This window comes from Streptomyces venezuelae, assembly GCF_008642275.1.
GTDB lineage: Bacteria > Actinomycetota > Actinomycetes > Streptomycetales > Streptomycetaceae > Streptomyces > Streptomyces venezuelae_E.
Window position 1 is genome coordinate 436,787 of sequence record NZ_CP029189.1, and the last position, 19,834, is coordinate 456,620.

16 protein-coding genes are annotated in these 19,834 nt (G+C 72.3%); 4 read left to right on the forward strand and 12 right to left on the reverse strand.

Going from position 1 to position 19,834, the window contains the following annotated elements; translation table 11 throughout:
• Positions 1–79: 79 nt before the first annotated feature.
• The 8 genes from DEJ51_RS01930 to DEJ51_RS01965 all read right to left on the reverse strand — a co-directional run bounded on the left by DEJ51_RS01930 (position 80) and on the right by DEJ51_RS01965 (position 7,847).
• A complete protein-coding gene (locus tag DEJ51_RS01930; protein WP_150255692.1) occupies positions 80–3,658 on the reverse strand; it encodes a bifunctional glycosyltransferase family 2 protein/CDP-glycerol:glycerophosphate glycerophosphotransferase in 3,579 nt (1,192 codons plus the stop codon).
• A gap of 194 nt (positions 3,659–3,852) precedes the next feature.
• Positions 3,853–4,227 carry a hypothetical protein gene (locus tag DEJ51_RS01935; RefSeq protein ID WP_150255694.1) on the reverse strand — a complete coding sequence of 125 codons (375 nt, stop codon included), beginning with the start codon at positions 4,225–4,227 and terminating at the stop codon, positions 3,853–3,855.
• Positions 4,228–4,352: 125 nt separating this feature from the next.
• Complete coding sequence (locus DEJ51_RS01940; protein WP_150255696.1) at positions 4,353–4,772, reverse strand: roadblock/LC7 domain-containing protein; 420 nt, start codon at positions 4,770–4,772, stop codon at positions 4,353–4,355.
• Between the two features lie 71 nt (positions 4,773–4,843).
• Positions 4,844–5,641: a transcriptional regulator gene (locus DEJ51_RS01945; protein ID WP_150255697.1), complete on the reverse strand. Its 798-nt coding sequence runs from the start codon at positions 5,639–5,641 to the stop codon at positions 4,844–4,846.
• On the reverse strand, positions 5,638–6,078 hold the full coding sequence (locus DEJ51_RS01950) for a hypothetical protein (RefSeq protein ID WP_150255699.1): 441 nt from the start codon (positions 6,076–6,078) through the stop codon (positions 5,638–5,640). The genes DEJ51_RS01945 and DEJ51_RS01950 overlap by 4 nt, the downstream gene beginning before the upstream one ends.
• A gap of 160 nt (positions 6,079–6,238) precedes the next feature.
• On the reverse strand, positions 6,239–6,481 hold the full coding sequence (locus DEJ51_RS01955; RefSeq protein ID WP_030723034.1) for a helix-turn-helix domain-containing protein: 243 nt from the start codon (positions 6,479–6,481) through the stop codon (positions 6,239–6,241).
• A 125-nt stretch (positions 6,482–6,606) separates the two neighbouring features.
• Complete coding sequence (locus tag DEJ51_RS01960; protein WP_223835623.1) at positions 6,607–7,227, reverse strand: DUF6461 domain-containing protein; 621 nt, start codon at positions 7,225–7,227, stop codon at positions 6,607–6,609.
• 56 nt (positions 7,228–7,283) lie between these two features.
• Positions 7,284–7,847, reverse strand: a complete 564-nt coding sequence (locus tag DEJ51_RS01965; protein WP_150255700.1) for a TetR/AcrR family transcriptional regulator — start codon at positions 7,845–7,847, stop codon at positions 7,284–7,286.
• 129 nt (positions 7,848–7,976) lie between these two features.
• Between DEJ51_RS01965 and DEJ51_RS01970 the strand changes: the two genes are divergently transcribed.
• Positions 7,977–9,269 carry a helix-turn-helix domain-containing protein gene (locus DEJ51_RS01970; RefSeq protein ID WP_150255702.1) on the forward strand — a complete coding sequence of 431 codons (1,293 nt, stop codon included), beginning with the start codon at positions 7,977–7,979 and terminating at the stop codon, positions 9,267–9,269.
• On the opposite strand, the gene DEJ51_RS01975 is transcribed toward DEJ51_RS01970, so the two are convergent.
• The 3 genes from DEJ51_RS01975 to DEJ51_RS01985 all read right to left on the reverse strand — a co-directional run bounded on the left by DEJ51_RS01975 (position 9,187) and on the right by DEJ51_RS01985 (position 14,029).
• On the reverse strand, positions 9,187–11,127 hold the full coding sequence (locus DEJ51_RS01975) for an APC family permease (protein WP_150255704.1): 1,941 nt from the start codon (positions 11,125–11,127) through the stop codon (positions 9,187–9,189). The two genes, DEJ51_RS01970 and DEJ51_RS01975, sit on opposite strands and share 83 nt — an antisense overlap.
• A 183-nt stretch (positions 11,128–11,310) precedes the next feature.
• Positions 11,311–11,766, reverse strand: coding sequence for a (2Fe-2S)-binding protein (locus tag DEJ51_RS01980; protein WP_150255705.1), 456 nt, complete (start codon positions 11,764–11,766; stop codon positions 11,311–11,313).
• 34 nt (positions 11,767–11,800) lie between these two features.
• On the reverse strand, positions 11,801–14,029 hold the full coding sequence (locus tag DEJ51_RS01985; RefSeq protein WP_150255707.1) for a xanthine dehydrogenase family protein molybdopterin-binding subunit: 2,229 nt from the start codon (positions 14,027–14,029) through the stop codon (positions 11,801–11,803).
• Between the two features lie 489 nt (positions 14,030–14,518).
• On the opposite strand from DEJ51_RS01985, the gene DEJ51_RS01990 reads away from it, so the two are divergent.
• Positions 14,519–15,940 (forward strand): PP2C family protein-serine/threonine phosphatase, encoded by a 1,422-nt coding sequence (locus tag DEJ51_RS01990; RefSeq protein ID WP_150255709.1) that lies wholly within the window; start codon positions 14,519–14,521, stop codon positions 15,938–15,940.
• A gap of 153 nt (positions 15,941–16,093) precedes the next feature.
• Here the strand turns inward: DEJ51_RS01990 and DEJ51_RS01995 are convergent, their stop codons facing one another.
• Positions 16,094–17,590: a hypothetical protein gene (locus tag DEJ51_RS01995; protein WP_150255710.1), complete on the reverse strand. Its 1,497-nt coding sequence runs from the start codon at positions 17,588–17,590 to the stop codon at positions 16,094–16,096.
• A gap of 231 nt (positions 17,591–17,821) precedes the next feature.
• Between DEJ51_RS01995 and DEJ51_RS02000 the strand changes: the two genes are divergently transcribed.
• Positions 17,822–18,946: an aminoglycoside phosphotransferase family protein gene (locus DEJ51_RS02000; protein WP_150255712.1), complete on the forward strand. Its 1,125-nt coding sequence runs from the start codon at positions 17,822–17,824 to the stop codon at positions 18,944–18,946.
• A 220-nt stretch (positions 18,947–19,166) separates the two neighbouring features.
• Positions 19,167–19,760 carry a hypothetical protein gene (locus tag DEJ51_RS02005; protein ID WP_150255713.1) on the forward strand — a complete coding sequence of 198 codons (594 nt, stop codon included), beginning with the start codon at positions 19,167–19,169 and terminating at the stop codon, positions 19,758–19,760.
• Positions 19,761–19,834: the final 74 nt, after the last annotated feature.

Genomic DNA, 19,834 nt, shown 5'->3' on the forward strand with positions numbered 1-19,834 from the left:
TACAGACCGGCCCCGGACCCGAAATTCATCGGTGGGTCCGGGGCCGGTCCGTGTTCAGCCGGTGATTCGCCCGTTCGGCCTACTTGGCGGGCTCCGCGCCCCTCGCGAGCATGCGCTCGACGACGCGCTCGGTGGCGCTGCCGTCGTCCAGGTCGCAGAACTCGGCGCGGAACGCCGCCCGCGCCCCGGCGTACTCCGCCCCGACCGCGTCCGCGTTGCGCACGGCCTCGATCAGGCTGGCCGAGTCCGCGAGCAGCGGTCCCGGGGCCTTCGCCTCCAGGTCGAAGTTGAAGCCGCGCAGCGTGCCGCGGTAGTGCTCCAGGTCGTACGTGAAGAGCAGGATCGGCCGGTCGGTGTGCGCGAAGTCGAACAGCACGGAGGAGTAGTCCGAGATCAGCACGTCGGCGACCAGCAGCAGGTCGGTCGCGTCGGGCCAGCGGGACACGTCGACGACGAATCCGTCGCGGACGCCGTCGCGGACCTGCTCCGTCACGTGGTGGTGGCTACGGACCAGCAGGACGTGGTCGTCGCCCAGCTCGCGGCGGGCCTGGTCCAGGTCGATGCGCAGGTCGAGCTTGTAGCCGCCGGAGAAGCCCTCGTTGTTCTCGCGCCACGTGGGCATGTAGAGGACGACCTTCTTGCCCTCGGGCAGGCCGAGCCGGCGGCGGACCTCTGCGATCCGCTGCGCGTCGGGCCGCACCAGCGCGTCCGTGCGCGGGCTGCCGGCCTCGATGACCTCGCCGTCGTAGCCGAGGGCGCGCTTGAGGATGGGCGTGGCGTAGGAGCTCGGGGAGGCGAGCAGGGTCCACTGGGCGCTGTCGTGCTCCAGCCCCTCCAGGATCTCCGGGCTCGTGTAGTAGTCGTGGACGAAGTCGTGGCCGATCTCCTTGATCGGCGTGCCGTGCCAGGTCTGTACGACGACCTGGCCGGCGCGGCGCTCGAAGCGCCGCGGCACGGTGTCGTTGGTCACGAAGTAGCGGGCGCGGGCCAGCACCTCCCACGACTCCACGCTGTTGTACTGCACGGCGCGGGCGGTCTCCGGGACCTCTGTCTGACCGTCGCGGACCAGCCAGATGTGTTCCAGCTTCTCGCCTCGGCGCACCAGTTCCTCGTGGATGGCGCGCGGCGAGTCGCCGGAGCCCTGCCCGTGGTGGGTGTCGTAGACGACGATGTCCTTGACCGGCAGGGCGCGCTGCGCCGGGTAGGTCTCGAAGCGGGCGACGCGCTGCGCGTAGTTCGAGCGGTCGTGCGGGCTGATCAGCGGGTCGGCGACCAGCACCATGCGGTCGTGGAAGCGGGTCTCGACCCGCATCCGGCGGCCCTGCACGGTGAGCGGGTGCGGCCCGGCGAAGAGCAGGCCGGGACCCATCTGCACCGGGGCGCCGCGGTCGACACCGAGCAGTCCGGCGGTGGTTCCGCCCTGGGCGGCCGGGCGCAGCGTCGGCCACCAGCGGCCCTCGGGGAGGGTGGTGCGGCCGGCGTACGCCTCGGGGAGCACGGGCCGGAAGACGGCTTCGAAGGCGTCCCCGTCGCGGGTGACGGGGTAGCTGAACTCCACGCCGTGTGCGTTGTGCAGGACGAACTCGTACGGCTCGTCGGTCGGCGCGAGGAAGCGGCCCCGCAGGGTGAGGGTGCCGTCCTCGGCGGTGACCTCGTCGACCAGCGGCGGGGAGGGCTGCACGGAGAGCGTCAGGTGACCGGTGTTGCCGCGCTTGGCGAAGAGGGAGCGGCCCTCGTCCCCACCGGACAGGGGCAGGACCAGGCCGTCGAATCCGCCGCGTTCGTCGTGGACCATGCGGTGCTCGGTGCCGTCGGGGCCGATGACGGAGAGGCTCCACGGCTCGGGGGCCCATTCGCCGGGCCCGCACTCGGCGTCCGGTACGGAGGCCAGGTCGGCCAGCGGTACGCGGGCGCTGAAGGAGGCCCGGCCGGCGCCGGACGCCCTGCTCTCCAGCGGGAAGGACAGGGTGGTGCCCGTGGTGACGTGGACGGCCTGCAGCGCGGTGGATCCGACGGCCTCGGCGGTGAGTTCGCCGGTGATCTCGACGGCGTCGTCACCAGCGGTGTGGACGTCCAGCGCGCGGGCGCGGGCGATCTCCACCTGGATGGTGAGGGCGCCGGAGACCACCGGGACGATCCGGACGTCGGGGGCCACCCAGTGCGGGGGCGGGTTCTGGCCGGTGTCGTTCTCCCCGCCCCGCAGGCGGGCGCGGTGCAGCCCGCCTGCTCCCGTGACGGCGATGGACGTGGTCCATATGCCCTGGTTCCACTTGCCGCCCGACTGGAAGATCGAGGGGTCGACCACGGCCGTGAAGCCTGCCCAGTCGGCGTGCCGCAGCGCGAGGTGCGGGGACTTCACCGTGGCCATCGGAGAGGCGACGGTGCGGGTGCTGACCACGGAGCGGCGGCGCTTGTCCCCCTCGCGGAAGACCAGCATCTTGCGGGAACCGAGGCGGCTCTCCGCACCGAGGTGGCCGGGGAGGGCGTAACCGCGCAGCAGCAGCTTGCCGTCGGCCCAGACCGCCTGCTCCAGGCGGCTGACGACGCGGCGCTCGCGCGGGCCGAGGGTGAGGATCTTGGCCGGGACCGGCGGACGGCCCTGCAGGAAGGGGTAGTCCGCCTGCGGGCGGGCGATGCCCTTGACCGGGACGCTGTAGCTGTAGTCGCGCTGGTGGTGCTGGAGCGCGATGAAGTCGTCGACGCGGCCTTCGCCGGCGAGGTACGCCTTGAGCCGGTCGGCGACGGTCAGGTCGGACCAGGGGCCGGTGCCGATCTCGCGGACGAGACCGCCGACCTCCTTGACGAACGCGGCGCGGAAGTCGGGGCCGCCCTCGCCCACGTACTTGTAGATGAGCGGGAGTTCCTCGCTCAGCACGTTGTGGTCGTAGTCCCGCAGGTAACGGGCGTACTTGGCGCCCTGCTTGGCCTTGAGGGACTCGCGCACCAGGCGTACGGACTTCACGCGGTCGATCAGGGAGATCGGGTCGGTCGAGCGCTGGGTGATGGAGCGCTCGCCGGTCTCGCGGACGCGCCAGTGGTACACGCAGTCGCTGATGATGTCGACGCTGGAGGCGAAGTAGTGCGCGGGGATGCTGACCGGGGCGTCCTCGTAGAGGATGCCCTCGGGGTACTGGAAGCCGTGCCGGTCCCAGAAGCTGCGCCGGTAGACCTTGTTCCACGCGGTGCGGTCGGTGACCAGCGCCGGGAACTTCGAGATGTGGGTCTTCAGCTGCGTACGGGCGAAGGCGGCGCGGTGTCCCCAGGACTGCTGCATGCCGACGGAGCGGAAGCGCTTCACGTTGCCGCCCGCGAAGTCCGACCCCGTCTCGTCGAGCGCTTCGATGAGCCTCTGGTAGGCGTAGTCCGGCATCGTGTCGTCACTGTCGACGAAGGCCAGGTACTCGCTGTCCTTGTCGGCGTGACGGGCACCGACGTTACGGGCCGCGCCGAGGCCCGCGTTCTCTTGCATCACGACGCGGAAGCGCTTGTCCTTGGCGGCGAACGCCTTGGCTATGACGGCGCTCGTGTCCGTGGACCCGTCGTCCACGAGGATGACCTCGAAGTCTTCGAAGGTCTGGGATGCGATGGATTCCAGGCACTCGTCGAGGTAGAGCTCGACGTTGTAGACGGGGACGACGATGCTCAGGCGCGGCGGCATGGGTGGCGGTTTCTCCAGCGTTTTATGCTTTGTCGATGATCAGCTGCTCACAGCATCCTACTCTGTAACAGAGTCATAAACTCCACCCATATGGGGCATACGCAGCCAACCGCCAGGGCGGACGGCAAAGAATTCAGCCGTCCGCCACTTCGGCGGTGCGGTGGGAGGCGGCCCGACCATGCCCAGTGGGCCGGTCAGACCTCCAGGTCCGCTTCGATCTTCTTCAGTTGATGACGGGCCATCGCGAGATTGGCCCGCCCCTTGTCGAGGGCCAGGTAGAGGAAGAAGCCCGTGGAGCCGCGGGCCTTCATCAGCCGGATCAGGTGGTACTGGCTGCCGAGGGTGATCAGGATGTCCTCGATCTCGTCCTTGAGGCCGAGCATCTCCATCGTGCGGACCTTGGCGCGCACCACGTCCGTGTTGCCCGCGGCCGCGACCGCGAGGTCGAGGTCCTTGCCGCCTCCGATGGTGCCGAGGGCCATCCCGCTGCCGTAGTCGACGAGCGCGGCACCGATCGCGCCCTCGATCGTGGTGGTGGCTTCCTTGAGTGCGGTCTCCACATTGACCATGAGAGGTTCCTCTTTCTCTTTTCACTGTGACTGGGATGTGAGGGGAACGTGACTGGCTGTAGCTGGGTGCATCCGTGGCGGCACGCGCCGGGTGGTTCGGGCGCCGCCGCCGGCCGGAACGCGCATCACCCGGGTGCGGCTCCCGGACCCCTTCGCCCGAGGGTGTGGTCGATCAGTTCCGCGATCCGGAGACTGGAGCGCCGGGCCTCCAGGTGGAGGCGTCCGACGTTGACGCGCGGCTCGGCGGTCAGGGTGAGGACCGCCGCCAGTCCCGCCGCGTAGGTGGCGACGTATCCGTCCTCACCGCGCACGAGCAGTTCGCGGAAGGCGCCCTGTCCGGTGCAGTCGCTGAGCCGCTGGGCCACCCCGAGGGCGGCGGCGGTCAGCGCGGCGACGGACTCGGCCCCGGCGGCCGCACTGTCCTGCGCGAGCACGAAACCGTCTGCGCTCGCGGCGAGGGCGCCGGTGAGCTGGGGTACCCGGGCCCGCAGCCTGCGGAGCTCGGCGAGTATCTCGGCCTCCGTCTCGGGGGGCACCGTGCTCATGTCGGCCTTACTCCTTTCGGGCTGCCTACGCTCGGAGCGGTCGGCGCGCAGGGCCGGTCGCAGCGGGAGCCTCACAGACTTGCCTCCAGTGCGTCGCGTAACCGGCGGAGCAGCGCCACGTCCGGGGATTGGGCCTCGGTCATCCAGTCGGGCAGGGGCGCCACGACCGGCGGCGGGGCCGGGGTGTGCGGGGTCTCGACCAGTCCGGCCGCCGCGAGGCGCCGTACGTCGAGCAGGGTGTGGAAGGCGGGCCGGCCCAGGACCCACGCGAGGTCGGCCGGGGTGCGCAGGCCGTCGGCCCGGCCCAGCAGGGCCCGCTGCCGGGAGGTGATCGTCTGGCCCGGAGCGGCCGCCCGGGGTACGACCGGGGAGGTGTCGAGCAGGGGGTACGGCCAGACCGCGTCGAGCAGGTCCCGGCGGCGCCGGGTCTCCCGTTCGACGGCGGCGGCGGCAACGGAACGGACGGAGCCGATCCAGTGGGTGGCCCCGCGACGGAAGCGGGAGGGCCCGCTGCCGGGGGAGAGTGCGAAGAAGGCGGCGTCGAATATGGCGGCGAGGTGGCATATCTCCAGCTCCCCGTCGGCGAGCCCCCCGCTGTCCACGAGGAAGCGGGCGACCTGGCGGCGGGCACCGGCCCGGTCGACGGCCTCGCGCCAGCGCTCGGGGGCGAGGCCGCCGCCGGTGGTGAGCAGTACGTCGAGACCGGGGGTGGCCGGGCTCTCCGCGTGGACGATACGGCCGTCCTCCAGGAAGAGGGTGCCTCGGTCGCGGAGCAGGGCGCCGGTGGCGCGTTCCGCGGCGAGTCGGGTGAGTAGGGGGGAGACGGCGGCGAAGGCGTTCGGGGCCGTGGCGGTGGCCGGGGAGGTCATCTCAGTACCAGCCCCTCGGCCAGGGCACGGAGCCTGTGGCGCGCGAGGGCGAGGTTGCCGTCGGCGCGGTCGAGCCACAGGTGGAGGAATACGCTGCTGTCGAAGCTCGTCTCGACGAAGCGCAGTACGTGGTATCCAGTGCGGGTGGTGACGATCAGATCCTCGACAGGCGGGCCGGCCGGTAAGCCGACGGACGGACCGGCGGAGGGAACGGCTCCGCCACCGTGTTCCGGTTCGGCCTCCGCAGGGGCGAAGGACTCGTACTCGGCTGCCGCCCGGGCCAGTTCGGCGGTCTCGGCGGCGGTGGTCTCGTGGTCGCCCACGGGTGACTCCCCCGCGGTGCCGAGGGCCAGTCCGCTGCTCCAGTCGACCAGCGCGGCCCCCCGCGCACCAGGCAGGGCCATGGCTTCGAGCAGGCATTCGTCGATCCCGGGCACGCGGGCTCCCCTCCCGGCCGGACGTGCTGAGTGCACGGTCGTACGGCGCGACAGGAGGGAACTTACTCAAGTTCCACTGTACGAAAGGGCGTTCTGGCATTTTCCGCTGGAACATGCCAGGAAGGGTGCGAGAGCTTGGCCGGAACGCGTCGATATCTGATCACGAAGCGAGCGGAAGATCGTCCGCGAGACGGAACGACCCTCCTTCGCGCTGCACGTAGCCCTCGTGGCTGAGGGTGCGCAGCAGGTGATAGACGGTCGGCAGCGGGATCCCGGTGAGCCGGGCGAGCCTCTTGGCCGTCACCCCGCCCTCCGCGGACATCGCTTCCAGGAGGCGCAGTGCGCGCTGCACGGAACCGATCAGGGTGGGTGTGCTGTCCTTCTGGCTGTGGTCGGTGCCCATGTGTGGTCCCCCTGCTCCGGTACGAGGCCTGGCAAACCCATCAAAGTGGCTCACCGGGCGCAAAACCAGCGGACTCGCGTAAACCTGAGCATAAGATCACCGCATCCCGGCCCTGTCACGGACCGCTACCGCGTGCAGGTCACGTACGCCGGCAGGGGGGTGTCCGCGATCAGGTGGCGCGGCAGGGACAGCCCGAAGCGGCGTTCCACGACGGCGAGGGTGTGACGGTCGCGGTCCGCGTCCGGTTCGCCGGCCGGGCGGGCGCACGCGCCGTCCGGGGTGAGGATCCCGGCCGCGGTCAGTTCCGGGAGCAGGAAGTCCGGCCGGTGGCCGCCGCGCCAGCATTCCTCGCCGAGGCCGAAGCAGCAGACCAGCTCGCCGTCCCGGGCGTACGCGAACTGCTTGGGCGGGTGGTCGGGCTGCGGGTCGAGGTGGACGGCCTCCACACCGCCCCGGGACACCTCGGCGAGGCGTTCCGCACCGGCCGGCAGTCCGTGTTCGACGGCGAAGGACCAGCCGCCCCACCGGCCGACCCGGGCCACGCCGTCGCCGTCCACGGTCTCGGTGACCATGCTCCAGGCGTCGAGCGCGCCCAGCGGTCCGGGGTGCACGCCCGGCAGCGCGCCGAGCCGCGTGGCGAGTTCGTCGGGGGTTATCCCCCGGGCGAAGGTCAGACCGGCGAACCACTGGTCCCAGTCGGCCAGCCACCGGATCCCGTCCGCCAGGTCCTCTGCGATGTCCGCCATGTCCGCACTCCCCACGGTTTCCCCACCCCGCCGGTGCTTGTTCACCGGCACGATAGTCAGTCCGCGGGCCTCTCCGGGAGGAGGCGCTCGACCATCGTCCGAATGAGCCCCTGCACCGAGTGCGCCTCCAGCATGGCGGGGGCCGTCAGGTCGTCCACGATCAGACCGAGCATCGCCAGGTACATCAGGACCACGCCCTGCCGGTCCCCCGGCAGCCCCGCGTCCAGGTGCCACCTGACGTTGGCCTCCAGTTCCAGGCCCTGGAAGGAGGTGAGCTCCTTCTGGAGTTCGGGGCGCCTGGTGCCCTCCAGCCGCAGCTCCAGCATGGCGATGTGCACACTGCGCTCGCGCCGCATCCGGTCCAGGAGCCGGGTGAGCAGGACCTCGGTGTCGAGCGGGCCCGCGAGGTCCGCCGGGTCCGGGACGAGCCGCTCCCGGGTGCGGTGCAGGATCTGCGCGAGCAGCTGGGACCGGTTGGCGAAGTAGTTCGAGGCGGTGCCCGTGGGCACGCCCGCCCCGGCGTCCACCGCGCGCAGGGTCAGGCCGCGCGAGCCCTCGCGCGCCAGGACTTCGATGGCCGCGTCGAGCAGTGCGGCGCGGCGCTCCGGGTTCTGGCGCATGGGCGGGTCCCTGGGTGTGGGTGGGGCACATCGGGTGAGCACTGCAGGTGCAGTGATTCGCACACGGTAGCGGACGTGCCCGGTCCGGGGCCTCCCCACCGCCCCCTCCCCCGTGTCAGGCTGCGCGTCATGGAGCGGATCATCGAGGAGATACGCGAGGACCTGTCCCGCCGGATCGCCGCGGCTGCGGACCGGCTCGCCGACCGGATACCAGCCGAGGACCCCGCCTACGCGGCCCTGCTGGGCCGGACCGAGCTGCGCGAGCGGATCCACCACGACCTCCGCCAGACCGTCGAGGGGCTGCTCCGCAGCTCCCGGGGACTGCCGTTGGACCTCACCGACGCACGGGCCGTCGGCTCGCTCCGTGCCGAGCAGGGAGTGCCGCTCACCTCGGTGCTGCGGGCCCATCGCCGGGGCGGCCGACTGCTCTGGCAGAGCCTCACGGAGGCCGTGACGGCGCACGACCGGGCGGCGCTGCCCCGGCTGCTGCCGGGCGCGACCGCACTCTGGGACGTACTGGACCAGACGGCCGACGCCATGACCGAGTCGTACCGCCGGACGGAGGCCGCGCACGGCGAGCGGGACCGGGAGCGCCGGGCGGCCCTGCTCGACGTGCTGCTCGGCGGGCCGGACGGCGCCGCCGGGGCCGACGGGGTGCCGGAGCCGGCCGCCCAAGCCGCCGCCGCGCAGCTGGGTCTGCCGGAGCGGGGCCGTTTCACGGTGGTCGCGCTCGCCGCCGACGCGCCGGGCGCGCCGGTCCCTCCGGTCCTCCCGGCCGGGGGGACCGGAGCCGCCTCCGCTCCGCGCGTGCTGTGGCGCATCCGCGCCGACGGGGAGATCGGCCTGGTGGAGCTGGGCCACCATCCGCTGGAGTCCGTACGGGAACTGCTCGCGCCCCTCGGGGTGCGTGCCGGGGTCGGGCCGGTCGTCGAGGCTCCGGCCGAGCTGGCCCGGGCCCGCCGGCTGGCCGCCCTCGCGCTGCGCACGGCCCCCGAGTCCGAGGGCCCGCGGACCGCGCTGCTGGACGAACGGCTGCCGGCGGCGCTGGTCGCGGCGCAGACCGAGCTCGCGGGCCGGCTGCGCCAGGTGGTGCTCGGTCCGGTGCTCGCGCTGCCGGCCGAGGACCGGCGGACGCTCCTGACCACCCTGGGCACCTGGCTGGCCTGCCGGGGCTCGACCACGGACGCCGCGCAGCGGCTGTACTGCCACCGCAACACCGTGTCCAACCGGCTTCGGCGGCTGGAGCAGCTCACCGGCCGTTCCCTGTCCGATCCCCGGCACGTGGTGGAGCTGGCGCTGGCGCACTCGGCGGTGCTGCAGCACGTCGGGGCCGGGCTTCCTACCCGTCCCGTCGTGCCGGATCCGCGGGCTTCGCGGACTCCAGGAGGTACGGCACGTCGATCACCGCGACGCCCGGCGTGAAGAGCAGTCGCGCCTTCAGCCGCAGGGCGTTCTGGTTGTGCAGCGGCTGCTCCCACCAGTGGCCCACCACGTATTCGGGGATCACCACCGACAGCATGTCCGTCCGGGAGCCGGCGGCCAGTTCGTCCACGTGGGCCAGGACGGGGGCCACCACTTCCCGGTACGGCGAGTGCAGGATCTTCAGTGGCAGGCCGGTGTCGTGCGCGGCCCACGCCTCGCGCAGCCCGGCCGCCTCCGTCTCGTCCGCCGCGACGGTGACCGCCGTGAGGGTGTCCGGGCGCAGCCCCTGCGCGTAGCCGATGGCCTTGAGCGTCGGGGCGTGTACGGCTGCGACGAGGACCAGGACGTGGTGGCGGGTGGGCCTGCGCGGGGTGGCGTCGGGGGCGATGGCGACCTGCCGGGCGACCTGGTCGTAGTGGCGGCGGACGCCCTTCATGCCGAGGAAGAGCAGCGGCATGGCGATGACCACCAGCCAGGCGCCGTGGGTGAACTTGGTGAGGAGCACGATGACCAGGACCAGGCCGGTCAGGGCGGCGCCGACCGCGTTGATGGCGCGCCTGCGGTGGATGTGGATCCGCTCCTCGCGCGGGGTGGCGGGTGAGGCGAGCACCTTCTTCCAGTGCCGGACCATGCCCGACTGGGAGAGGGTGAACGAGACGAAGACGCCGATGATGTAGAGCTGGATGAGGCGGGTCAGTTCGGCGTCGAAGGCCACGATCAGGGCGATGGCGGCGAGTGCGAGCAGGACGACGCCGTTGGAGTAGACGAGCCGGTCGCCGCGGTTGAAGAGCTGGCGGGGCGCGTACCGGTCCTTGGCCAGGATCGAGGCGAGCATCGGGAAGCCGTTGAAGGCGGTGTTCGCGGCGAGGATCAGGACGCCCGCGGTGACGGCCTGGAGCAGGTAGAAGAGGAAGTGCCAGCTGCCGAAGGTGGCGCGGCCGATCTGGGCGAGGGCGGTGGAGGTCGGGGTGCCCGGGGGCAGGCCCAGCTCGGTGGGGTCGGCCGCGACGTGCACCTGGTACGACATGGCCAGGGCGGTGATGCCGGCGAACATCGTCACGGAGAGCACGCCCATCGCGGCCAGCGTGCTCGCGGCGTTCTTCGCCTTGGGCTTGCGGAAGGCGGGGACGCCGTTGCTGATGGCCTCGACGCCGGTGAGGGCGGTGCATCCGGAGGCGAAGGCGCGCATCGTGAGGAACACCAGGGCGAGTCCGGTATAGGTGTCGACCGGGGTGATGGGGAGGGTGGCGGACTCGGCGCGGATGGTGTCGCCGGTCCCGAGCCGTACGGCGGCGACGGCGAACATGAGGTAGATGACGAGGACGAAGCCGTAGGTGGGGATGGCGAAGACGCGGCCCGACTCCCGTACGCCGCGCAGGTTCATGAGGGTCAGCAGCACCACGAAGGCGACGGACAGGGCCACTTCGTGGTCGCTGAGCGAGGGAACGGCCGAGGTGACGGCGGAGACGCCGGAGACGACGGAGACCGCGACGGTCATCACGTAGTCGACGAGGAGGGCGCTGGCGGCGGTGAGCGCGGCGGTCTGCCCGAGGTTCTCCGAGCTGACGACGTAGGCGCCGCCCCCGCCCGGGTAGGCGTGGCAGGTCTGCCGGTACGAGGCGACGACGACGATCAGCAGGAAGACGATGGCGGCGGCCGCGTACCAGGTGAGGTGCAGCAGTGCGACGCCGCCGAGGGCGAGGATCAGCAGGATCTCCTCGGTGGCGTAGGCCACGGAGGAGAGCGGGTCGCTGCAGAAGATCGGCAGGGCGAGTCTCTTGGGCAGCAGGGTCTCGCCCAGGCGGGCGGTGTCGAGGGGTTCGCCGACCAGCACCCGTTTCACATTGATACGCCTCATTCGGGCATGATCATGCATGTGGTCAGGGCATTACCCCTTTTGCGGCTTGTGTCACCGGATGAGGTTTCCGAACCGCGGCAGCCGCTCCGGGGCCGTACGGGTGGCCGGGACCCCTCTGACGCGGCCGGCGGCGTACGGGCGCACCGGGCCGGGCCGGGTGGGGTCGGTGGATCCCGTCGCCGTTCACATCTTGCGCGCGGCGCTGCGGATGGCCTCCCGGATGCGGAAGTAGGTGCCGCAGCGGCAGATGTTGGCGATGGCGTCGATGTCCTCGTCCGTGGGCTCGCTCGTACGCTTCAGCAGGGCGACGGCGGCCATGATCTGGCCGGGCTGGCAGAAGCCGCACTGGGAGACGTCCTGTTCGAGCCAGGCCTCCTGCACGGGGTGCAGGTCGTCCCCATCGGCCAGGCCCTCGATGGTGGTCACCGTCCGCCCGGCGCACGCCGACACCGGCACCACGCACGGGCGGATGTCGGCGCCGTCCAGGTGGCTGGTGCAGGCCTTGCAGACGTCCACCCCGCAGCCGTACTTGGGGCCGCGGACGCCCAGCATGTCGCGGAGCACCCACAGCAGGGGCATGTCGTCGGGCGCGTCCACGGTGACGCTCCGCCCGTTGACGGTGAAGGTGTGCGAGGGCACGGGTTTCTCCTGGATCCGGGACCGGTGCTACGGCCTAGCGGGGGTAGGGGGTGAAGTCGACGTCGAAGTCGAGGGGGAAGCTGCGCGGCTTGGAACCGGTGGCCCTGGCCCAGGCGTTGGCGATCGCTCCCACGGCGGCGGGCACGCCGAGCTCGCCCGCGCCGCCCGGCTCCTCGCCGGTGGCCGGCAGCACGAAGACCCGTACGTCGCGCGGGGTGTCGCGCTGCCGGGCCCAGTGGAACTGGCTGTAACTGCCCTCCAGCGGAAGCCCCTTGTCGATGTGGAGTCCGGCGCGCAGGGTGGTGGAGATCGCGTCGGTGAGGCCGCCGATCATCTGGGCCTCCAGTCCGCGGGGGTTGACGGGCAGACCCACGTCCACGGCGATGACGGCCTTGGTGACGCGCACATGGGCGGGGTCCCGCGTGTCGATCTCGACGAGGCACGCGGTGCGGGACTTGTACTCCTCGTGGAAGGCGATGCCCTGGGCGCAGCCGGCCTCCATGGGCCGTCCCCAGCCGCCCTCCTGGGCCACCTTGTCGAGTACGGCGCGCTGCGCGTCGGCCTTCAGGAAGGTGCGCCGGAAGCGGTACGGGTCCCGGCCCGTCCGGGCGGCGAGTTCGTCGACCACGATCTCCTCGGCCCCGCGCGTGTTGGCGGAGTAGACCGAGCGCCAGGAGGAGGTGGGGATGCCGGTGGGTACCTCGGTGAGGGCCTGGGTGGTGAGTCCGAAGTGGTACGGGGACTTCACCGTGGTCAGGAAGAGGGTCTGGGCGAGGGTGGCGTTGCCGATGCCCAGCGGCAGACTGGCCGCGGTGGCGGTGACGATCTCGCCCAGGCCGTGCCGGAAGTCGGTCTCCGCGGCGGCGACGCGGTGCTCGAAGCTGAGGACCTCGCCCAGCAGGTGGGTGGCACGGATCTTGTGATGGGTGGCGGGGCGCATCCGGCCGTGCCGGGTGTCGTCCACGCGGGTCCACATCAGCCGGACCGGGCGGCGGCAGGCTTTGGAGACGCGGGCGGCCTCCAGGGCCGCGTCGAAGAAGAGCCGCCGGCCGAAGGATCCGCCGGCCTGGACCACGTGCACCTGGACCTTGGACAGCGGCAGGCCGAGGTCGGCGGCGATGGTCTCGCGCGCCACGATCGGGGACTTGAGGCCGGACCAGATCTCGGCCCGGTCCTCGCGCACGTCTGCGATGGCGGAGTTGGTCTCCATCGGGGCGTGGCTGACGAAGGCGAAGTCGAACTCGGCGTCGACGTACGGGGTCAGCAGGGGCGGGACCAGCAGCGGCGGGGTGGCGGCCCGCAGCTTGGCGCGGATCACGTCGTCGGACAGCTGGTCGGCGGGGCCGGGGCCCCACGTGACCTGGAGGGCCGCCTTGGCGTCGATGGCCTGCCCGAAGGTCTCGGCGACGACCGCGACCCCGGTCGGAACGGTCACCACGTGCAGCACACCGGGCATGGCCCGGACGGCGGCGAGGTTGGTGACGCCGCGGACCGTGCCGCCCAGGGTGGGCGGGCGGCGCACGACGCAGGGCTTGGCGCCGGGCACGTCGAGGTCGAGCGTGTACTGCAGGGCGCCGGTGACCATGGCGCGGGCGTCGACGCGGCCGGTCGGCCGGCCCACGAGGGAGTGCCCGGCCCGCTTCTTGGGGGTGGCGCCGAGGACGGTCAGGCCGGGGTCGGCGGCGGCCGCGGCCAGGTCGCCGTAGTCGGCGGTGCGGCCGTCGGGGGCACGGACGGTGCCGTCGGAGGTGGTCAGTGCGGCCGGGGTCAGGCCCCAGCGGTGGGCGGCGGCCGCGACGAGGCGGGCCCGGGCGGTGGCGGCGCACTGGCGGACCGGCCCGTAGAGGGAGCGGATGGAGTTGGAGGATCCGGTGAGCTGGTTGAAGAGCAGCTCGGGCCGGGCGTCGTCCAGTTCCACGCGTACGTCGGCCAGCGGGGCGTCGAGTTCCTCCGCGACCAGCATCGCCACCGCCGTGGTGAGGCCCTGGCCCACCTCCTCCCGGGGCAGCCGGAAGCGGATGGTGCCGTCCGGCTCGACGGCGAGGGCCAGCAGGGCCGAGGTGGGGGCGCCGGCCAGGATGAACAGGTCACCGAGGTCGATCACGTCGGCGATGGCCGGCAGGGAGGGCACCACGGCGTGTGCGGTCTGCGGGGCCAGCGCGTCGGCGCCGGCCCGGGTGACCAGGGCCAGGGTCGGCGCGGCCACCAGACAGGTGAGGAAGGAACGGCGGCTCTGTCCTGCGGCGTGGTGCTGCCCGGTCATCTCGTTGTGTGTCCCCACGCTGCGCGGGCCCGCCCGAGCAGACCTCCCCCGGTTTATTACCGGCACGTAGGGTAGCGACCCGGCAGCGCGTTGGGAAGCCCCGATCACGCCGCGTCACCTACGGCGACATCACTCGTTCGGGGGTATCTCGACGGCCCGTCTTGATCCGTTCCTTACGCAATTCCCGCGGCCGTCCGGGCTCGCACATCTCGACCGTACGATCGATCGACGGCCGCCGGATGGCCTGATTCCGGCCGCTGCGTCCGCGGCCGTACGCCCCCCACCGGCCATGGCCGGCGCCTGGCCCCGGAGTTGGCCTGACCGGATTCGTTCGCACGCCACGGCCGGGGCGCCAGGCCTACGGCATATACCAGAAGCAAGAACGTAGCGGATGTTGCCAAACGCCTTACACACCGTCGCGCCCTGTGCAACAGTCGTTACCGGTCCTTCCTTCAGACTTGGCCGTGCCGCGCCTGTATCGGAGTTCTCATGCCGTCCCACCTGTTCGCGGACCGTCCCGCGCAGCCGCCCGAGCCGGGATCGGTGGACGCGCTGATCTCCCAGACCCGGCGGCTGCGGGGGGAAGTGGACGCGGTCCGCCGCGACACCGTGGTCGACGACGACGACGCCCAGGGGCGTTGGCAGCGCGCTCTGTGCGATCTCGCCGTCCACCACCTCGACGACCTCCGCGAGCACCTCGACCAGCTCAAGGAGGGCCTGCCGCCGGTTCCCGAGCCCCTCGGGGAGCCGCAGCCGGCGCCCGAGGCCGGGCCCGAGACCCAGACCCGCGTCGGCAGCGCCGAGTGGAACCTGCTGACCGACGAGGTGAGTTGGTCCGACGAGCTGTTCCAGATCTTCGGCCGCCCGCCCGAGTCCGGCGCGCTCCCCCTCGACGAACTGGGCTCGACCCTCTTCTCCGAGGACCAGCCGCTGCTCACCGCATGGCTCACCGCATGCCTGGTGGACGGCAAACCGATCGACGGCGAGTTCCGCATCGTCCGGGCCGACGGCCGGGTCCGGACGTTGCACATGAGGGGCGAGCCGGTACTCGACTCCGACGGCTGTACGGCCTCGATGTGGGCCGTACTGCGGGACGTGAGTGAACTGCGCCGTAGCCAGCGCGCGGTGCGCGAGTCACGTGACTCGCTGCAGCGCCAGCGGGAGATCGCGCAGACCGAGCGCCGGCTGGCGGTCGAGCTGCAGGAAGCCGTGCTCCCCCCGTGGCGCGGCTCCCTGCGGTTCCCGTACGGCAGCGCGGGCACCCTGGACGTGGCCGCGCACTACCTGCCCTCCGCGACCAGCGCGCTGATCGGCGGCGACTGGTACGACGCACTCGAACTTCCCGACGGCGGCTCCATGCTGACGGTCGGTGACCTGACCGGACACGGGGTGACCGCCACCTCCGGGATGGCGATGATGCTGGGAGCCCTGCGGGGCATGGCCATGGCGGGCATCGAGCCCGGCCCGCTGATGGGCTGGCTCAACCAGCTGCTGGAAACCTCCGTACAGCCTGCGCTCGGCTCCGCCGTGTGCTGCCGTTACGACCCCGCGCGCCGGGTCCTCTCCTGGGCACAGGCGGGCCACCCGGCGCCCCTGCTGTTCCGGCGCGGGTCGGGTCGCTCCCTGATGCCGCCGGAGGGCGTCCTGCTGGGCGCGACCTCCGGAGCGTCGTACGGGCAGGCCGAGGAACGCCTCGAAGTGGGCGACCTGCTGGTCCTGCACACGGACGGACTCACGCCGCGCAGCATCGAGTTCAGCCGGGCGGACGGGACCGAGCGGCTGCTGGCGCTGGCGCCGCGGTTCTCCGCGGCGCGGTCGGCGCAGGAGTGCCTGCGGATCGTGATCGAGGAGTTCGGCGAGAGCGAGCGCGAGGACGACGCCTGCATGCTCGTCGCCCGGGTCGGCGGGTGACGGGACGCGCGCCGCGAGGCTGCAGGACCGCACTGCCGTAAGACCGCATGGCTGCAAGGGACTTCAGGGCCGCGCCGGAAGGCGCGGCCTTTCTCGTCTGCGTACGGGATCCGGTGCGGGGGCGCGGCGGACCGTGCGGGGGCCGGCGTGGGACTACACCCCCGTACCGCGCGCGCCGCGCGGCGCCGGGGCGTCGGGGAGGGCCAGCTTGATCTCCTCGCGCAGGTCCTCGATACGCGCGTACCCGGAGTACTGGGCGGTGAGCCGGTACATCTCCCGCAGCCGGTCCCAGGTCCGGTGCGAGGAGGTCTCGTTCATCGAGACCAGGGCGAGGCGCGCGTACCGGTCGGCCTGCTCCGGCTCGTCGGCGATGAAGCAGGCCGAGGCCATGGAGATGTAGTCGAAGATCTGCGAACGCTGGTAGCCGTCGCCGCGCAGCCGCAGGGCCTCTTTGGCGTGGCGCGCGGCGATCGGCGCCGCGGCGGCGTCGTGGTCCGCGAGGGTCCGGTAGGCGAGGGCCTGCATGCCGTGCAGGTCGGCCTCGTCGAAGTGCTGCATCCAACTCGGCGGCGGCACGTCGCCCTTGTCGGAGACGAACAGCTCCTCCGCCTCGCCGAGGGTACGGCGCATGGCCTGGCCCTTGCCCATGGCCGCCTGCGCCCAGGCCTCGATGGTGTGCAGCATGGCGCGCGTGCGAGGCAGGGTCTGTTCGCCGGATCCGGACTGGGCGAGCTTCATCAGGTCCAGGGCCTCGTTCGGCTTGCCCAGGTGGACCATCTGCCGGGCCGCCCGGGACAGCGCCTCTCCGGCGCGCGGCCGGTCGCCGCCCTCGCGGGCCGCGTGCGCGGCGATGACGAAGTACTTCTGCGCCGTGGGTTCGAGCCCCACGTCGTGGGACATCCAGCCGGCGAGGACCGCCAGGTTGGCCGCCACCCCCCAGAGCCGGCGCTGGAGGTGGTCGGGGTGGTGGTAGGCGAGCATGCCGCCCACCTCGTTGAGCTGGCCCACGACGGCCTTGCGCTGGAGTCCGCCACCCCTGGAGGCGTCCCAGGCGCGGAAGACCTCGACGGAGCGCTCCAGGGCCGCGATCTCCTGGGAGCCGATCGGGGCGGCCTCGTAGCGGTCGTAGCCCGCTGGGTCGGCCTGGAAGGACTCCCCGAACTTCCGGGCCTCCGCGGCCCGGGCCGGGTCGGTGTGCAGCCAGTCGTACATGGCGTTGCTGAGGGCGGAGCCGGCGGTGAGCACCGCTCCCGCGCCCATCAGACCGCGACGGTTGAGCATGAGGTCCATTCCCGTGAATTCGGTGAGGACCGCGGCTGTGCGTTCGGGCGCCCAGGGCATCCCGTCGGGGTTCTCATGAGCCCCGTCCGGCTGCCGTCTGGAGGTGCGCCGCTGCCGTACGAACCCGAGGTCCTCGATGGTCACGACACGACCGAGCCGCTCGGTGAACAGTGCTGCCAGTACCGTGGGTACCGGTTCGCGGGGGGCCTCCCCCATGTCGATCCAGCGCCGTACCCGCGAGGTGTCGGTGGCCAGTTGGGGGTGGCCCATGGCCGCCGCCTGCCTGTTCACCATCCTCGCCAGTTCGCCTTTCGACCAGCCGGCCAGGCCGAACAGGTCGTTCAAGCGGGTGTTCGGACCTTTGCTCACGTCAAGCCCCCAGGTTCTCGGCTGAGTTGACAGTAGCCCGCCGTCAGATGCCCAGCGACTATTCGCCAGGCTTCGCCAGGGCACGCCCGATGGTTCGCCACCTTCCCGCGGGTGTCAGGTAGGAATGCGCCTCCCCGACCCGGTTCACCGGCGGAACTCCCCAGGGTGAAGTACGGGATCCGGCGGGGCGGCGTACGCAACTCGTCGGCGCACGAAGGGATCCGTATCACCATGTACGCAGCAACCTCCTCCGTGTCCGCACCGGTCCGGTCGCACCGCACGCTCCCGGCTGGCGGCGGCCCCTACCTCGAACCCGGCCGCCCGTCGGCACCGGCGCAAGGCGCCGTCCGGGCGCGGCGGATGCCGGGCACCGGGTCGCTGCCCGTCAGCGGAAGAATCGACCTCTCGGGGCCGCAGGGGGCGCAGCTGCGCACCGCGCTCGCCTCGGTGCAGCGGATCTGTCCGGAGTTCGCCCCGGTGCAGGTACTACGGCGCAGCGGCCGCTCGGTCCTCCTGGTCGGCACCACCGGGCGGATGACCGCCGTGGCCAAGGTTTTACTGGATCACTCGCCCGAGTGGCGTGAGCGCTACCGCCACGAAATAGCGGCATACCGGACCTTCGTCCGGCACCGCCCGCCGGTCCGGGTGCCGCGGCTGATCGCCGCCGACCCCGAGAACTGCACGCTCGTGGTGGAGCGGATGGCCGGCCGGGTCGCCGCACTGCAGCGGCACCCGGTGGAGCCGCCGCCGCGGGTGGACCTGCGGGCGGCCCTGGGCGCGGTGTGCCGGGTCAACCAGTGGCGCCCGCCGACGGAGTTGTTCGGCACTCCGCTGAACTACGCGCGGCGGATCGCCCGCGACTACGAGCTGGGCCTGCTGACCGACCGGGACCTCGGCGACCTGCAGAAGCTGCTGCACGGCGTGAAGCTGTCGGGCACGGCGCTGCAGTTCAACCACGGTGACGCCCTGCTGTCGAACCTGCTGCTGTCGCCGGCCGGTCCGGTCCTGCTCGACTGGGAGCACGCCGGCTGGTACCTCCCGGGGTACGACCTGGCCACGCTCTGGACGGTCCTGGGCGACGCCCCGGCCGCCCGCGCCCAGATCAGCCGGCTCGCCCAGTCGGCCGGTCCGGCCGCACGGGACGCCTTCCTGGTCAATCTGATGCTGGTGCTGACCCGGGAGATCCGGATGTCCGAGACGGCGGTGCAGCGCTCGATGCTGGCGACCACCCCGGCCCAGCCCCTGCCGGTGGGCGCCCTGTCCTGCGGCGAGGAGCAGCGGCTGCTGCTCCGCCGCCTGCACGACGATGCGGGGATGGCGCGCCGGGCGGTCCGTGCGGCGGTCGGCACGCGCTGATCCCGTCCCCCCGAGACGCGAAGCCCCGTGGCCCCCACCGCCACGGGGCTTCGCCGTTCACGGGTGCGGCACGGGGTGCGCGGCGTCTCATTCCCGAGGGGGACGGGTCTCCCCCACCCGGTGGAGGCGGATCCTTCCGGTGGGCGATCCGCACCCGCCCGCGCGGCTGCGATCTTCGAAGCGGAGCGGGCAAGGGCTGCCCGCGGCTCCGGAGGAGACCATGTCCGCACCTGTCGACGACCGCCCTGCGGGCGGTCGCGTCCGCACCGCCTGGAAGGCCGCGCACACCCCGGTGGCGGGGGTGCCGCGCTGGGCGCGGATCTGCGCCTTCGCCATCCCGTTCACCGTCCTGCCGTCCGGCCTGTGGCGGCTGGGCCTGCTCTTCGTCGACCACTCCTCGGCGGACAGCGGGCAGCTGCCCGACTGGCTGCCGCTGGAGGTGTACGTCGTCATCCTCTCGGTCGTCTCCGAGCTGCTGGCCTTCACCGCGGTCGGGCTGGTGGCGGCGTGGGGCGAGGTGCTCCCCCGCCGGATCCCGGTGCTGGGCGGGCGCCGGATCCCGGTGGCGGCCGCCGTCGTCCCGGCCTCGCTCGGCGCCGTCGCGCTGACCGGCCTCTGGAGCGTCCTCGCCGTGGTGACCCAGGTGGCCGGGACCACGCTCCAGGGCGATCCGGTGCCCGCCGGCTTCCCCAGTGAGGTGGGCGGCTGGAGCGCTCTGTGGTTCTACGTCTGCTACGCCCCGCTGGTCCTGTGGGGCCCGCTGCTGGGCGCGGTGACCGTGGCCTACTGGAGGCGGCGGCGCCGGATGCCTTGACATCACATGATCCCCCGAACACCTTTTCTGACTCAGCATCAGAAATGCTGGAGGCACTTCCCTTCCTCCCCACA

What these genes read in the sequence shown, in the direction of transcription:
- DEJ51_RS01935 (WP_150255694.1), bottom strand. Translation starts at nt 4,227, where the DNA reads ATGGTCAATGTGGAGACCGCACTCAAGGAAGCCACCACCACGATCGAG.
- DEJ51_RS01990 (WP_150255709.1), top strand. Translation starts at nt 14,519, where the DNA reads ATGCCGTCCCACCTGTTCGCGGACCGTCCCGCGCAGCCGCCCGAGCCG.
- DEJ51_RS01975 (WP_150255704.1), bottom strand. Translation starts at nt 11,127, where the DNA reads ATGAGGCGTATCAATGTGAAACGGGTGCTGGTCGGCGAACCCCTCGAC.
- DEJ51_RS01940 (WP_150255696.1), bottom strand. Translation starts at nt 4,772, where the DNA reads ATGAGCACGGTGCCCCCCGAGACGGAGGCCGAGATACTCGCCGAGCTC.
- DEJ51_RS01955 (WP_030723034.1), bottom strand. Translation starts at nt 6,481, where the DNA reads ATGGGCACCGACCACAGCCAGAAGGACAGCACACCCACCCTGATCGGT.
- DEJ51_RS01965 (WP_150255700.1), bottom strand. Translation starts at nt 7,847, where the DNA reads ATGCGCCAGAACCCGGAGCGCCGCGCCGCACTGCTCGACGCGGCCATC.
- DEJ51_RS01930 (WP_150255692.1), bottom strand. Translation starts at nt 3,658, where the DNA reads ATGCCGCCGCGCCTGAGCATCGTCGTCCCCGTCTACAACGTCGAGCTC.
- DEJ51_RS02005 (WP_150255713.1), top strand. Translation starts at nt 19,167, where the DNA reads ATGTCCGCACCTGTCGACGACCGCCCTGCGGGCGGTCGCGTCCGCACC.
- DEJ51_RS02000 (WP_150255712.1), top strand. Translation starts at nt 17,822, where the DNA reads ATGTACGCAGCAACCTCCTCCGTGTCCGCACCGGTCCGGTCGCACCGC.
- DEJ51_RS01985 (WP_150255707.1), bottom strand. Translation starts at nt 14,029, where the DNA reads ATGACCGGGCAGCACCACGCCGCAGGACAGAGCCGCCGTTCCTTCCTC.
- DEJ51_RS01970 (WP_150255702.1), top strand. Translation starts at nt 7,977, where the DNA reads ATGGAGCGGATCATCGAGGAGATACGCGAGGACCTGTCCCGCCGGATC.
- DEJ51_RS01945 (WP_150255697.1), bottom strand. Translation starts at nt 5,641, where the DNA reads ATGACCTCCCCGGCCACCGCCACGGCCCCGAACGCCTTCGCCGCCGTC.
- DEJ51_RS01960 (WP_223835623.1), bottom strand. Translation starts at nt 7,227, where the DNA reads ATGGCGGACATCGCAGAGGACCTGGCGGACGGGATCCGGTGGCTGGCC.